Annotated in this window: 13 protein-coding genes; 9 read left to right on the plus strand and 4 right to left on the minus strand. The window is 51.3% G+C overall.

Going from position 1 to position 14,933, the window contains the following annotated elements:
* Positions 1-6 precede the first annotated feature (6 nt).
* Positions 7-1,197 carry a glycoside hydrolase family 88 protein gene (locus MUU51_RS05310; protein WP_159775310.1) on the plus strand — a complete coding sequence of 397 codons (1,191 nt, stop codon included), beginning with the start codon at positions 7-9 and terminating at the stop codon, positions 1,195-1,197.
* 59 nt (positions 1,198-1,256) lie between these two features.
* On the opposite strand, the gene MUU51_RS05315 is transcribed toward MUU51_RS05310, so the two are convergent.
* Both MUU51_RS05315 and MUU51_RS05320 read right to left on the minus strand, forming a co-directional pair.
* Positions 1,257-1,961, minus strand: a complete 705-nt coding sequence (locus MUU51_RS05315; protein ID WP_159775308.1) for an oligogalacturonate-specific porin KdgM family protein — start codon at positions 1,959-1,961, stop codon at positions 1,257-1,259.
* 373 nt (positions 1,962-2,334) lie between these two features.
* Positions 2,335-3,084, minus strand: coding sequence for a MipA/OmpV family protein (locus MUU51_RS05320; protein WP_159775306.1), 750 nt, complete (start codon positions 3,082-3,084; stop codon positions 2,335-2,337).
* 428 nt (positions 3,085-3,512) lie between these two features.
* Here MUU51_RS05320 and yeaG point away from each other — a divergent pair, with 428 nt between their 5' ends.
* From yeaG to MUU51_RS05345, 5 genes are all read left to right on the plus strand, one after another.
* Positions 3,513-5,447: a protein kinase YeaG gene (gene yeaG, locus MUU51_RS05325; RefSeq protein ID WP_159775304.1), complete on the plus strand. Its 1,935-nt coding sequence runs from the start codon at positions 3,513-3,515 to the stop codon at positions 5,445-5,447.
* A 78-nt stretch (positions 5,448-5,525) separates the two neighbouring features.
* The gene (locus MUU51_RS05330; RefSeq protein WP_258967283.1) at positions 5,526-6,806 is read left to right on the plus strand and encodes a YeaH/YhbH family protein; all 1,281 of its coding nucleotides are present in this window, start codon (positions 5,526-5,528) and stop codon (positions 6,804-6,806) included.
* Positions 6,807-7,080: 274 nt separating this feature from the next.
* Positions 7,081-8,064 carry a DUF1852 domain-containing protein gene (locus MUU51_RS05335; protein ID WP_258967358.1) on the plus strand — a complete coding sequence of 328 codons (984 nt, stop codon included), beginning with the start codon at positions 7,081-7,083 and terminating at the stop codon, positions 8,062-8,064.
* A 27-nt stretch (positions 8,065-8,091) separates the two neighbouring features.
* Complete coding sequence (locus tag MUU51_RS05340; protein WP_159775300.1) at positions 8,092-9,123, plus strand: methionine synthase; 1,032 nt, start codon at positions 8,092-8,094, stop codon at positions 9,121-9,123.
* Positions 9,124-9,220: 97 nt separating this feature from the next.
* Positions 9,221-9,721 (plus strand): YbaK/prolyl-tRNA synthetase associated domain-containing protein, encoded by a 501-nt coding sequence (locus tag MUU51_RS05345; protein ID WP_258967284.1) that lies wholly within the window; start codon positions 9,221-9,223, stop codon positions 9,719-9,721.
* A gap of 8 nt (positions 9,722-9,729) precedes the next feature.
* Here the strand turns inward: MUU51_RS05345 and yoaI are convergent, their stop codons facing one another.
* Positions 9,730-9,834, minus strand: a complete 105-nt coding sequence (gene yoaI / locus MUU51_RS22125) for a small membrane protein YoaI (protein WP_309582916.1) — start codon at positions 9,832-9,834, stop codon at positions 9,730-9,732.
* Positions 9,835-10,131: 297 nt separating this feature from the next.
* Here yoaI and MUU51_RS05350 point away from each other — a divergent pair, with 297 nt between their 5' ends.
* From MUU51_RS05350 to MUU51_RS05360, 3 genes are all read left to right on the plus strand, one after another.
* The gene (locus tag MUU51_RS05350; RefSeq protein ID WP_258967285.1) at positions 10,132-11,466 is read left to right on the plus strand and encodes a glycoside-pentoside-hexuronide (GPH):cation symporter; all 1,335 of its coding nucleotides are present in this window, start codon (positions 10,132-10,134) and stop codon (positions 11,464-11,466) included.
* A gap of 15 nt (positions 11,467-11,481) precedes the next feature.
* The gene (locus tag MUU51_RS05355) at positions 11,482-13,518 is read left to right on the plus strand and encodes a glycoside hydrolase family 31 protein (protein ID WP_258967286.1); all 2,037 of its coding nucleotides are present in this window, start codon (positions 11,482-11,484) and stop codon (positions 13,516-13,518) included.
* A gap of 107 nt (positions 13,519-13,625) precedes the next feature.
* Complete coding sequence (locus tag MUU51_RS05360) at positions 13,626-14,072, plus strand: DUF441 domain-containing protein (protein ID WP_159775292.1); 447 nt, start codon at positions 13,626-13,628, stop codon at positions 14,070-14,072.
* Here MUU51_RS05360 and MUU51_RS05365 read toward each other — a convergent pair.
* Positions 14,056-14,850: an AraC family transcriptional regulator gene (locus MUU51_RS05365; protein ID WP_200849713.1), complete on the minus strand. Its 795-nt coding sequence runs from the start codon at positions 14,848-14,850 to the stop codon at positions 14,056-14,058. The two genes, MUU51_RS05360 and MUU51_RS05365, sit on opposite strands and share 17 nt — an antisense overlap.
* Positions 14,851-14,933: the final 83 nt, after the last annotated feature.

A 14,933-nucleotide genomic window follows, 5' to 3' on the forward strand; every position in this document is an offset into this window, starting at 1 on the left:
AGTGAAATGACCTATTCCGTGGCATTAGAGCCATTGCAAAAACAGTTAACGATTCCGATCAATAAAGCAGCGCTTCAGCAAAAACTGGATTCAGCGCTTGCGCTAATCATGCAAAAGCTGGATGCGACAATCCTCGACTTAGGCGATAAATTTCCGGGTGAGGCCTGCAAAGACGGTGTCTGGCCACATGTTGAAAACTGCGCCTGGACGGCGGCATTTTGGCCCGGCAGATTATGGCTGGCCTGGGAAATGACGAATGAAGATCGCTACCGGGAAGCGGCAGAGCGTTGCCTGCCCGCCTTTCGCTTCCGCCTGGATCATGCCATTCGGACTAACACCCATGACCTTGGCTTTCTCTATACCCTTTCTTGCGTGAGCGCCTGGAAACTTACCGGCAATGAGACCGCACGCCAGTTAGCTCTTGAAGCTGCCGATAAACTGATGGAGCGCTACCTTCCTGACGCTGGGATCCTGCAGGCCTGGGGGACGTTAGACGATCCGGAACAAAAGGGGCGGATCATCATAGATTGTAATATGAATCTTCCGCTACTCTACTGGGCAAGCGAACAGACTGGCGATCGTCGTTATGCAGAAGCTGCGATTGCCCATGTTGCGCAAGCGGCCACGCATCTGGTACGAGCTGATGCCTCCACGTTCCATACTTATTTTTTTGATGCAGAAACGGGCAAGGCGCGTTTTGGCAATACGCATCAGGGGTATAGCGACGATTCTTGCTGGGCAAGAGGTCAGGCATGGGGGATCTATGGTTTTCTGCTGACCTGGCGCTACACGGGTGACAACAGCATGGTGGAATTATCCCGTCGTCTGGCACATTACTTTCTTAATCGCTTGCCTGAGGATGATGTTTGCCACTGGGATCTGGATTTGTGTAATACCGATGCGGTTCGTGATAGTTCTGCGGCCGCGATTACAGTCTGTGGTCTGTTAGAACTGGTCAACGGTTTACCGGTGCTGGATCCAAACCGGGAAATTTATGAGAATTGGGCCTTACAGATAATGGCATCGCTGACTGAAAATTATCTCTCAACGGCTGAAGAACGCTGCGAAGGAATATTAAAGCACGGCATTTATCATATGCATGATGATATTGGCGTGGACGAGTGCACCAGCTGGGGAGATTATTTTTATATGGAAGCAATGATTAGGCTGCGAAAATCCTGGGTGCCCTATTGGTAACAACGGCATCAAGATGTAAATAAAATAACAAGGGCGGTAAAATACCGCCCTTGTTCATATCAGAAGCTATATCGAATCCCAAGACGGTAACGCATTTCCCGGCTGTCTTGTTCATGCTCTTCATTATATTGTGGCACTATCCCAATTTCAGTGTATGGCGTCCAGTGTTGATCAATCGGCAAACCTATCGTTACGTTGTACAACCAGTAATTATGGTTTCCTTTATAATCATCATAGTTTGTCAAACGATATTCATAATCACCCATAATGGAGAAATCAGAGTTTTTGTAACCAAATACCCAGTTAAACTGATTGAAATATTTATTGGAGAGATTGGAATCTTCAGGAACGTTTACACCAGGACGATAGCGAAATGAGGTAATCCAGTTGCTTGTTATTTTATATGTCGCTTTAACAAAAGGACGATACTGCATAGCAGTATCGCCAGCATCAATATTCATACCGGGTGAAATGGTTAGACTGTCATTGATCTTGAAATTTCGACCGGCTTCCCATTCGCTGCCATTGCCGCTCAGATCACCATTCCCCTCACGAAACCCATCAGATGTTGGGTCAGTACTTTCTGACGAACGTCCCTCTATACTGAAGAAATAACCGGTTTCAGTGGTGTGGCTGATCTTCACCCTGTCGGCATTTGATTTACTCTCTGCCTTATATTCATGTCTGAAATCCAGCGACACTGCGCTTGATATTACTGGAACAAGTAAAACTGCCACGCAGCTAGCCTTGAAAAAATATTTCATCTTTATCACCGTTTTATTGAATGTATTAAAATGATGTTTCAATTGCCAGTATTGGATGCTACAGATCATTCAATATATAAAGCATGATGCAATTCAAATAAAACGATATCGCGCGGATATATTTATCCACAAATATATTACCTGCAAATATAACAGTTATTACAATATATTCCGTGAATGTAAATTTCTTTATTTTTGAAATTACCGCGCGTTGTTAATTAGCTAACGGTGATATGATCTGGACTCTGGATGAAAATGTTAACGCCAACGTGTATATCAGCATATTCGTGATTCAAGTCCTGCTTCTTTTCCATGCAAAACAGGGCGTCTTCGCCCTGTTTTATTGCACTTCACGCACCTCAACGGTGCATTATCAGAAGCTGTAGGTCACGCCGGTAGACAGTAGTCCGGTCCAGGTTTTGTCGACCATCGGGCTGTCGGTGATTTCATCCGACAAACGGGTATAACGCCCTACCCCATAAACGCTCCAGGCCTCATTCAGCTTGTAATTCACAGAAAGCTCAACGTACGGGTTCCAGCCATCTTCGGGATCGTAGCTGCGCAGGCCACTCTTCCGTGATTCGTTCCTGGAAACACCATAGTAGTATTCGTTTTCATTATCACTACTCCACTGCACACCGATCCCTGGCGTCACGGTCAACGCGCCGGTGTTGTAGCGGTACAACCATGCCATATCCCATGAGATACCGTTGCTCTTGTCCAGCGTGTCACCTGCAAGGGTTGTGCGCAGGAAACCGTACTGCGTAAAGTGCAGGTATGACAGGCCAGCCATCATCGTCGACTGACGACGATCGAGCTTACGCAGCTGATTGTTGTCGCTGTCGCCAGGTTTGAAGTACAACGGCGACCAGTAGGCAGTGATGGAGAGCTTATCGGTGGTATCGTTCCACAGGTAATACCCTGCTCCGAGACCATGGAACCAGAAGTTATCACTTTCAAAATCAATAGCAGGCACCGGATAAATGTCACTGCTGTACTGTTTATACGGATGACCAATCACCCCGACGCCCGCTCCCAGCGTCAGTTTGCTGTCCTCAGCATGTACAACGGTTGATGCAGTTGCGAGGAGCACACCCGTTGTCAGAAGTTTGATTAATTTCACGTTGCATATCCCTTTCAAATTACAAGCGGCTGAAGTTTAACCGCCCGTTACGTTGACCTCAAACTTTTTACTTCTGCTTACGATATTTAACCGCTCAAATTACCAACTTTTGATGACACGCCGCTTACAGGCAGATGACAGCGCTATGAACCCTGAAATTTCTTCGCCTTTAAGTCGCGGTATTTTTTGATGAGTTATTGATATGTCATTGAAATTGACTTTTGCCAACATGCAAGTTTTCCAAATGCCATCTACGCTTAAATTCAGAAGGTGTAATCGCGGGGCACGTTATGGTTTCGAACCCAACAACCTGGCACAAGGGTTGCTGGAGATTGAACGAGCGTCGTTCAGCTTATCCCTTCCGGGAGCCTCTATTATTCATACGAACGGCTCTTATCCTGTGCTAAAAAACGAAAGGACGGCATGCCATGAATATATTCGATCACTATCGCCAGCGTTATGAAGCTGCCAAGGACGAAGAGTTCACACTGCAGGAATTTCTTGCAACCTGTAAGCAAGATCGCAGTGCCTATGCCAATGCGGCAGAAAGGCTATTAATGGCTATCGGTGAGCCAGTCATGGTTGATACTGCCCATGAGCCACGGCTGTCCCGTCTATTTTCGAATCGGGTGGTCGCACGCTACCCGGCGTTTGAAGAGTTCTACGGTATGGAAGACGCTATCGAACAGATCGTCGCCTACCTGAAACATGCCGCTCAGGGTCTGGAAGAGAAGAAACAGATCCTCTATTTACTGGGCCCGGTAGGGGGGGGTAAATCGTCGCTGGCAGAACGACTGAAAGCGCTGATGCAGCGTGTGCCCATTTATGTGCTTAGCGCCAACGGCGAACGCAGCCCGGTCAACGATCATCCGCTGTGCCTGTTTAACCCGCAGGAAGATGCGCAGCTCCTTGAAAAAGAGTACGGCATCCCGAACCGCTATCTCGGCACCATTATGTCTCCGTGGGCGGCAAAACGTCTGAACGAGTTTGGCGGCGACATCACCAAATTCCGTGTGGTGAAAGTATGGCCGTCGATTCTGGCGCAGATTGCTATCGCTAAAACCGAGCCGGGTGATGAGAACAACCAGGATATCTCAGCGCTGGTCGGTAAAGTCGATATCCGTAAACTGGAAAACCACGCGCAGAACGATCCGGATGCCTATGGTTACTCCGGCGCACTGTGCCGTGCGAACCAGGGTTTGATGGAATTCGTCGAGATGTTTAAAGCCCCTATTAAGGTGCTACATCCACTGCTGACCGCCACGCAGGAAGGAAACTACAATGGCACCGAAGGCATCTCCGCCCTGCCGTTCAACGGCATTATTCTGGCACACTCGAACGAATCTGAGTGGGTGACTTTCCGTAATAACAAAAACAATGAGGCGTTCCTTGACCGTGTGTACATCGTCAAAGTGCCTTATTGCCTGCGGATTTCCGAAGAGATCAAAATCTACGAAAAACTGCTTAATCACAGTGAGCTGACCCATGCGCCGTGCGCGCCAGGCACGCTCGAAACACTGTCCCGTTTCTCGATTCTGTCGCGTCTGAAAGAGCCGGAAAACTCGAGCATCTACTCAAAAATGCGCGTGTATGATGGCGAAAGCCTGAAAGACACCGACCCGAAAGCGAAATCCTATCAGGAGTATCGCGACTATTCGGGCGTGGACGAAGGCATGAACGGGCTGTCGACGCGCTTTGCGTTCAAAATCCTCTCCCGCGTGTTCAACTTCGATCACGTCGAAGTGGCGGCGAACCCGGTGCATCTGTTCTACGTGCTGGAGCAGCAGATTGAGCGCGAGCAGTTCCCGCAAGAGCAGGCTGAACGCTATCTCGAATTCCTCAAAGGCTATCTTATCCCGAAATACGCCGAGTTCATCGGCAAAGAGATCCAGACCGCCTATCTGGAATCCTACTCTGAGTACGGGCAGAACATTTTCGACCGCTACGTTACGTATGCAGACTTCTGGATCCAGGACCAGGAATACCGCGACCCGGATACCGGCCAGCTGTTTGACCGTGAATCCCTGAATGCAGAACTGGAAAAAATTGAAAAGCCTGCCGGGATCAGCAACCCGAAAGACTTCCGTAACGAAATCGTCAACTTCGTGCTGCGCGCCAGAGCGAACTACAGCGGACGTAACCCGAACTGGACCAGCTACGAAAAACTGCGCACGGTTATCGAGAAGAAAATGTTCTCCAATACCGAAGAGCTGTTGCCGGTGATTTCGTTTAACGCCAAAACCTCAACCGACGAGCAGAAAAAACACGACGATTTTGTCGATCGCATGATGGAGAAAGGCTACACCCGTAAACAGGTACGCCTGCTGTGCGAATGGTATTTGCGCGTGCGTAAATCGTCATAATGTCGAATGTAGCCCGGCGCCACATCGCTGCCGGGCCTACACAGCAGAAGGTTGGCAAATGCAGTACGGGAGGGGCATATGACCTGGTTCATAGACCGGCGCCTGAACGGTAAGAATAAAAGCGCGGTTAATCGCCAGCGCTTTTTGCGCCGCTATAAGGCGCAGATAAAACAGTCGATCTCCGAGGCTATCAACAAACGCTCGGTGACCGATATAGACAGCGGCGAGTCGGTTTCCATTCCGACGGATGATATCAGCGAACCGATGTTCCATCAGGGACGCGGCGGCCTTCGCCATCGTGTACACCCCGGTAACGATCACTTTGTGCAGAACGACCGCATCGAGCGCCCTCAGGGTGGAGGCGGTGGTGGTGGGAGCGGTCAGGGCCAGGCGAGCCAGGACGGTGAAGGCCAGGACGAGTTTGTGTTCCAGATTTCGAAAGATGAATATCTGGATCTGCTGTTTGAGGATTTGGCACTGCCTAATCTGAAAAAAAATCAGCATCGCCAGCTGACGGAGTACAAAACGCACCGGGCTGGCTACACCGCCAACGGCGTACCGGCCAACATCAGCGTGGTGCGTTCATTGCAGAACTCGCTGGCGCGACGCACGGCGATGACCGCCGGAAAGCGTCGTGAGCTGCGTGAGCTGGAAGCGAGTCTCGACACCATAGCCAAAAGTGAGCCGGTGCAGCTGCTGGAGGAAGAGCGTCTTCGAAAGGAGATTGCCGAACTGCGGGCCAAAATCGAACGCGTACCATTCATCGACACCTTTGACCTGCGCTACAAAAATTACGAAAAACGCCCTGAGCCTTCAAGCCAGGCGGTGATGTTCTGTCTGATGGACGTGTCCGGTTCAATGGACCAGTCCACCAAAGACATGGCGAAGCGTTTTTACATCCTGCTGTATCTGTTCCTCAGTCGGACCTATAAAAACGTGGATGTGGTGTATATCCGCCACCACACTCAGGCTAAAGAAGTGGATGAGCACGAGTTCTTCTACTCTCAGGAAACCGGCGGCACGATTGTCTCCAGCGCCCTGAAGCTGATGGATGAAGTGGTGAAAGAGCGCTATGACCCGGCACAGTGGAATATTTACGCTGCGCAGGCATCCGATGGCGACAACTGGGCCGACGACTCCCCGCTGTGTCATGAAATTCTGGCCAAGAAAATCCTGCCGGTGGTGCGTTACTACAGCTATATCGAAATCACCCGCCGCGCACATCAAACGCTGTGGCGCGAGTACGAACATCTGCAATCGATGTTTGAGAACTTTGCCATGCAGCATATCCGCGACCAGGAAGACATTTATCCGGTCTTCAGGGAGCTTTTCCACAAACAGGGCACCACCACCAGCTAATCCCCCGTCAGCCAGATTATCCACATCTGGCTGACGTCTTTGATAACTCCGCACCGCTTAATCAACCCGCTATTGAGTTTTTGAGTCTGGACCTCAGCCTTATCACCTTCCCTCACGTATAATCGATCATGAATATCGCTCATGTTGAATGAAATTAAATCACTTTTCCTCGATCACTGACTCAGGCATAAATTGAATCCTGTTATTTAATTAATTTTGAAGACTGCTGAATTAAAACCCGGTTTTATCTCAGCCGCCAGGATGCCAGATGACGATGAATAAAGAATTTACTTTCACCCTTAAGCGTATTCGTTTCGACGAGAATTATAACCCTTCAGAAAATACGCGTATTACGACCAACTTTGCTAATCTGGCAAGGGGTGAGAAGCGTCAGGATAACTTGCGCAACACCTTAGTGATGATTGACAACCGGTTCAATTCTCTGGCGCATTGGGATAATCCAAAGGGTGATCGCTATTCTGTCGAACTTGAAATCATCACAGCGCAATTGAATATTCAACTTGATGGCAAGGCCGATAGCTTTCCTGTCATTGAAATATTAAAAACCCATATTGTTGATAAAAAAACCAATGAGCGTTTTGAAGGGATTCTGGGCAATAATTTTTCTTCATATGTGCGCGATTATGACTTCAGCGTATTACTGCCCGCGCATAATAAAAACAATGCTAAGCTTAGCCTGCCGGATGACTTTGGTGAATTACACGGAAACATCTTTAAGTGCTTTGTGAATTCAAACACATACAAAGAGAACTTTGCGAAAGCGCCGGTTATTTGCCTGAGCGTTTCCAGTAAAAATACCTATTATCGTACGGGTAATCAACATCCTGTATTAGGCGCGGAGTATCAGCAGGACGAACCGTCGTTGACCGATACCTATTTTGCAAAAATGGGGCTGCGGGCTCGCTATTTTATGCCTGAAAACAGCGTTGCACCATTGGCGTTTTACTTCACTGGCGACTTACTCAGTGAGTATACCGACCTTGAGCTGATTAGCACCATCAGCACGATGGAAACGTTCCAGAAAATATACCGTCCAGAGATATACAATGCTAATTCCGCGGCAGGACTACAGTATCAACCCAGCCTGAACTATCAGGATTATTCTCTGACACGCATTGTTTACGATCGCGAAGAACGTAGCCAGTTGGCTATTGAACAAGGGAAATTTACTGAACAGCACTTCATCAAACCCTATCAAACTGTTCTTGCACAATGGTCTGCTCATTCCGTTCTTTGATTGACGAAAAGTATAAGGTCACCTGTAATGAAAAAATTATTACCCACTTCAACTGCTGGCAGTTTACCTAAGCCCTCCTGGCTTGCGCAGCCTGAGACACTTTGGTCACCCTGGAAATTACAGGGTCAGGAATTAACCGACGGTAAGCAGGATGCCTTGCGTTTGTGCCTGGACGATCAGCAACAGGCCGGGATTGATATTGTCAGTGATGGCGAGCAAACGCGTCAGCATTTTGTCACGACATTTATTGAACACCTCAACGGCGTAGATTTCGAGAATCGTGAGATAGTGAAAATTCGTAATCGCTACGAAGCAAGTGTGCCGACCGTCGTTGGCCCGGTCAGTCGCCAAAAATCCGTCTTCGTCGAAGATGCCAGACTGTTACGTCAGCAAACCACACAGCCTATTAAATGGGCCCTCCCGGGGCCAATGACAATGATCGACACGCTTTATGATAATCACTATAAAAGCCGTGAAAAGCTCGCCTGGGAATTCGCTAAAATTCTCAATGAAGAAGCCAAAGAGTTAGAGGCCGTGGGTGTTGATATTATCCAGTTTGATGAGCCTGCATTTAATGTGTTTTTTGATGAGGTGAATGATTGGGGAATCGCCACTTTAGAAAGAGCCATCGAAGGGCTTAAATGCGAAACGGCGGTGCATATCTGCTACGGGTACGGAATTAAGGCCAATACAGACTGGAAAAAAACGCTGGGTACCGAATGGCGTCAATATGAAGAGATTTTTCCAAAGCTGCAAAAATCCAATATCGATATCATTTCGCTGGAATGTCAAAACTCCCACGTACCCATGGAGCTTATGGAGCTCATTCGCGGTAAAAAGGTGATGGTTGGGGCCATTGACGTGGCAACCAATACCATCGAAACGCCGGAAGAAGTCGCCGCAACACTGCGAAAAGCGCTGCAGTATGTGGATGCCGATAAGCTCTATCCTTGCACCAACTGCGGGATGATCCCCCTGCCGCGTGGCGTGGCGAAAGGCAAGCTGGATGCCCTAAGCGCCGGGGCTGAAATCGTCCGCAAAGAGCTGCTGGCGAAATAGCACCCCCAGTTAACCTGCAAAGTGGGGCTATCGCATCGATTGCCCCACTTCCTCTGAAAGACTATCCTGACAGCCCGGTATTTTTCATGGAGTCATTATGTCTGAAATCACTTCCCGCGACGTCCACCAGCATTTGCTGGTAATGCTGGAGCAGCAACAGGCCCGTTTTCGGGTGATGGAACATGAAGCGATGGGTAAATGCGAAGCGGTGTCTGAGATTCGCGGTACGGCACTAGGACAAGGCGCAAAAGCGCTGGTCTGCAAAGTGAAAGGCAACGGCGTGAAGCTGCATGTTTTGGCTATCTTAGCCGCCGATCAGCAGGCCGATTTATCCCGCCTGGCAACGCATCTTGGCGGACTGAAAGCCTCTCTGGCGAGCCCGGCGGAAGTGGATGAGCTAACCGCCTGCGCATTTGGCGCAATCCCGCCGTTCAGCTTTCATCCTGCTCTGAAACTGGTGGCCGATCCCTTGCTGTTCACGCGTTTCGATGAAATCGCGTTTAACGCCGGTCTGCTGGAAAAATCTATCGTGATGGACACCCAGGATTATCTGCGTATCGCTCAGCCAGAACTGGTCGATTTCCGCCGCGCCGAGTGACAACCCTGTCAGTGGCGTCTTTCCAGGTACAAAACGGACGCCACCAGAATCCCGCCCACCGTTAAAAATGAGAGAAAGATAATCAGCGTTTCGGCAAATTGTTGATCGTACATCATCACCCTCCTGTGCTCACCTTATCCGTCTTACGCCACGTTCATGACAACCGCATGACAGGCAGAAATCGCACCCTACGCGACGTTAAATACTGAAACGATTCGCCCGCAAAAATATTACCGTCATGGCGTAAAACCGAACTGGCAATAGCAATAATGATTATTGTTACCGGTATCACGAAAAAGATTTTCCATAAGTACATTGCCAAATCTCGTAATTGTTAAGTTTAATCTCATGGTTAACCATCAATGCCAGAACACCTCCGAAATAAACCTTACACTGGCAAGGTGAATACCATGACCGAGACAATCAGCCGTAAAGAAAAAATCAGTTATGGGTTAGGCGATATGGCCAGTCACATTGGACTGGATAACGTTATTATCTTTCTGACCTTTTATTACACCGATGTGGTTGGGCTTCCGGCGGCATTTGTCGGAACTATGTTTTTGCTGGCCCGTACCGCTGACGCAATTATCGATCCTGCGATGGGATATATTGCTGACCGTACCAAAACGCGCTGGGGTAAATTCAGACCGTGGATGCTGTGGCTGGCGCTGCCGTTCGGGGCCAGTTGCCTGCTCACCTACGCCGTGCCGGAATCACTAGACCTGCACGGAAAGATGATTTTCGCGACCGTGAGCTACACCCTGATGATGTTAATGTACACCGCCATTAATATCCCTTACTGCTCGATGGGCGCGGTGATCACCCCGGATAACGACGCGCGTATTTCCCTGCAATCTTATCGTTTCTTTCTCGCCACTCTCGGCGGGGCATTATCCACTTTCTTTATGATGCCTTTAGCCGAATTCTTAGGCGGCGCGGATAAATTACTCGGCTATCGCTGGGCAATGGGTATTATGGCCACCGTGGCGGTGATTATGTTCTGGTTCTGTTTTGCCAATACCCGTGAACGTATTAATGCCCCAGCGACACACAATAATTACCTCTCCGAACTACAGGATTTATTGCGCAACGATCAGTGGCGTGTCGTCGCGGTTCTGGTATTAACCAATATTGGTTTTGGTGTTGTTCGCCTCGGCGCCATGATGTATTTCGTCACCTATTATCTCGGCAGCGCCAGTTATTTCATGTGGATGCTCGGGGCACACATTCTGGGCAAAGCCGCCGGTAGCGCGCTGGCCAAACGCCTGACTCGCAGCTACAGCAAAGTGCAAATGTTCGGCTACTGCGCCGTGCTGGCTGGCGTACTGAGTATCGCCCTGTTCTTTGCGCCAAAATCCGTCTTCGTCCTTGTGCCGCTCACCTTCGTGATCTCCACGCTTTACCAGGCCACCACCACCCTGATGTGGGTGATGATGGCTGACGTGGCTGACTACGCCGAATGGAAACAGGGCAAACGCATGGACGGCGTGATTTTCTCTACCTTCCTGGCTGTGCTCAAACTGGGCATGGCCATCAGCGGGGCTATCGTTGGCTGGACGCTGGGCTTTAGCGGATACGTCCCTAACGCCGCGGCGCAAACCTCCACTGCCATGTACTGCATTATCGCCCTCTTCACCGTCGTGCCGGGCCTGCTTTCACTGGCCGCATTTGCCACCCTGCGCTGGTACAAGCTCGACGACAGCACCATGAAATCCATCAATCTCGCCAGACACCCTATTTCGTAAAAGGACCGTTTATCCATGAGTGAACTCATTTCACATTCCAATAGCATTGAGTGGCGCTTTGAGCGCCAGATCCTGCGCGTTGAAACCTGGGGCCGCAACAGTCTTCGCGTCAGAGCCACCTGTGCGCCAGATTTTACTGACGACTTACAGGCGCTGCTTCCCGCCGAATCGTGTGACGCGGAAATGACCTCTGGAGCAGAAAGCTTAACTCTGCGTAACGGCAACATTACCGCCACGCTTAATCTCAAAGGTCAGCTGGCGTTCTATAACCAGCGCGGGGAACTGCTGCTCGAAGAAATGTGGCGGCAGCGCTCAACTGTAGGGATTGGCTCCAGCGAAAAAGGTCAGGATAAATACGTCAGCGCCCTGAAGCTTGATGGCCGTGAATTTAAGCCGCTGGCGGGCGGTAAGTATCAACTGACCGTACGTTTCGAGTCGCGCCCTGAGGAACGCCTCTACGGCATGGGCCAGTATCAGCAGCCGTGGCTGGATCTCAAAGGCTGTACGCTGGAACTCGCGCAGCGTAACTCTCAGGCCAGCGTGCCGTTTATGCAGTCGAGCCTCGGCTATGGCCTGCTGTGGAATAACCCGGCGATTGGCGAAGTGAATTTCGCCAAAAACCAGACCGAATGGCGGGCCCGCGTCACCGGTGAAATGGACTACTGGATAACCGCCGCCGATAGCATCGTCGATATCACGCGACAGTATGCGAAAGCCACCGGCACTCCCCCGCCTGCGCCCACGTTTATCAGCGGCTTATGGCAGTGTAAATTGCGTTATCGCACCCAGCAGGAAGTTCTCGACGTGGCGCGCGAGTATCGTCGTCGCAACTTGCCGCTGTCGGTGATGGTGATTGATTTCTTCCACTGGCCGAATCAGGGCACATGGTGTTTTGATCCGATTGACTGGCCCGATCCGAAAGCGATGGTCGATGAACTCAGCGCGTTGGGTATTGAGTTGATGGTGTCTGTCTGGCCGACGGTGGAAGCGCGCAGCCCGCTATATCCGAAAATGAAGGCCAAAGGCTGGCTGGTCAGCAGCGAGCGCGGCGTGCAGGTCAATCTCGATTTTATGGGCAACACCACATTCTTCGATGCCACGCATCCGCAGGCGCGGCAGTTTGTCTGGGAAACGGTGAAGGAAAATTACTACGATTTAGGCATCAAACTCTTCTGGCTGGATGAAGCCGAGCCGGAATACCGCGCCTACGATTTTGACAACTACCGCTATCACGCAGGCCCGGTGCTGGAAGTCGGCAACCGCTACCCGCGGGATTTTGCTCAGGGTTTTTACGATGGGCTGAAAGCCAATGGCGAGCAGGATATTGTCAACCTGGTGCGCTGCTCCTGGGCCGGCAGCCAGCGCTATGGCGTGCTGGCCTGGTCGGGTGATGTGCACTCTTCATTCCATGCGTTGCGTAACCAGATTGCCGCCGGGCTGAACATGGGGCTGGCGGGCATTCCGTGGTGGACGACCGACATCGGCGGTTTCCAGGGCGGTAACATTAACGATCCCGCCTTCCATGAGTTGCTGATCCGCTGGTTCCAGTGGGCGGTCTTCTGCCCGGTTCTGCGTATGCACGGTTATCGCGAGCCGCAAATTCAGCCCCCGGCGCGCTACCGCGACGGCATTCCGCAATGTAACAGCGGTTCACCGAACGAACTATGGAGCTACGGCGAAGCCAATTTCGACATCCTGCAGCACTGGCTGTCGGTGCGCGAAAAACTGCGTCCGTATATTGATGCGCTCTATGACAACGCGCATCAGCACGGCGATCCATTGATGCGTCCGCTATTCTGGCACTATCCACAGGAAAAACAGAGCTGGGAAATCGAAGACCAGTACCTGTTCGGCGAAGATTTGCTGGTTGCCCCGGTGATTCACGCCGGGCAACGTCAGCGCGACGTCTGGCTCCCGGCGGGTGCTAACTGGGTCGCTCTCAACGGCGAACGCTATCACGGGGGCGAGCGCATCACCGTGGACGCGCCGCTGGAGACAATCCCGGTATTTATCCGTGAAGGCAGTCAGTTGGTCAGCGTCTTAACAAACTGACCTTCGGGCAGACGCCCAAAAAAATAAGATTGTTATATAGCAGCCTGTTTATGCACGCTATTTCGCGTACAGTGAACAGGCTTACTTTTTTTGGCAAGGACTCCCAAATGTTTGACCCTACCCTGTTAATTCTTCTGGGACTGGCGGCGCTCGGCTTTGTCAGTCACAACACCACCGTCGCCGTTTCCATTCTGGTGCTGATCATCGTGCGCGTTACGCCGCTGAATACCTTTTTCCCCTGGATTGAAAAACAGGGCCTGGCGATGGGTATTATCGTGCTGACTATCGGCGTTATGGCGCCTATCGCCAGCGGGACGCTGCCCGCCTCAACGCTGCTGCACTCGTTCGTGAACTGGAAATCGCTGGTCGCGATTGCGGTCGGCGTGTTTGTCTCGTGGCTCGGCGGTCGAGGCGTTCAACTGATGGGAACACAACCGCAGCTGGTCGCCGGCCTTTTAGTGGGGACCGTGCTCGGTGTGGCGCTGTTTCGCGGCGTACCGGTCGGGCCGCTTATCGCCGCCGGGCTGGTCTCGATACTTATTGGGAAGGGGTAGCCAACCCGCTGAGATATCGCCCCGGCGTCTGGCCTAATCCTTTACGGAACATGGTAATGAACGCGGTGGTAGAGTCATAGCCCAACGCGTGTGCGGCCTGCTGCACGCTCTGACCTCGGATCAACAGCTGTAGCGCCAGGATCAGCTGCAGCTGATGCCGCCAGCGACGAAAACTCAGCCCGGTCTCTTTCACCACCAGCCGGGCCAGATTGCGTTCGCTCATCGCAAAATAACTCGCCCACTGCCCCAACGTTTGCCACACCGCCGGTTCCGTCTCCATCTTCTCCACCATCATGCGAATTTTGGGATGGGCAGAAACCGGCAACTGGAGCTGTTCCTGCGGCTGCTGCGGCAGCTCGTCAAACAGCACCTGAATCAGCCGAAGCGTCGCCGGGTCACATTGCGGCGATTCGTGGCGAACGGCCAGATTCAGAATGAGTTCCCGCACCAGTGGCGAGATTTTCAACGTACAGCAGTGCGCCGGTAACGCCGCTGCACCGGGTTCGATAAACAGAAAGCAGAGCCGGGCACCCGGTGTCGCGCGATTGCTGTGCGGGACCTGGCCGGGGATCCACACCGCATACTGCGGCGGCACCATCCAAAGTGCATTTTCCACTTCGCACGTAATTGCCCCGTGCAGGGCCAGGATCAGCTGGCCTTTGCGGTGCTGATGCTCTGGGATGTACTGCTCGTCTTCCACAACCTGAACGCGAAACGCCGCCGCAGCGTCATGCTGGCTGTCGGGTTCATACCCCTCAAGCCCCAGTCCTGCCATCATTGCTTTTGTCCGATATTAGCGATTATTTGTCATTTTAGCTTGATTTCATCATGACGAAAAAGCGCTATCGTAGTCGCACCAAA

This window comes from Scandinavium manionii (assembly GCF_024764775.1).
Classification (GTDB): Bacteria; Pseudomonadota; Gammaproteobacteria; order Enterobacterales; family Enterobacteriaceae; genus Scandinavium; species Scandinavium manionii.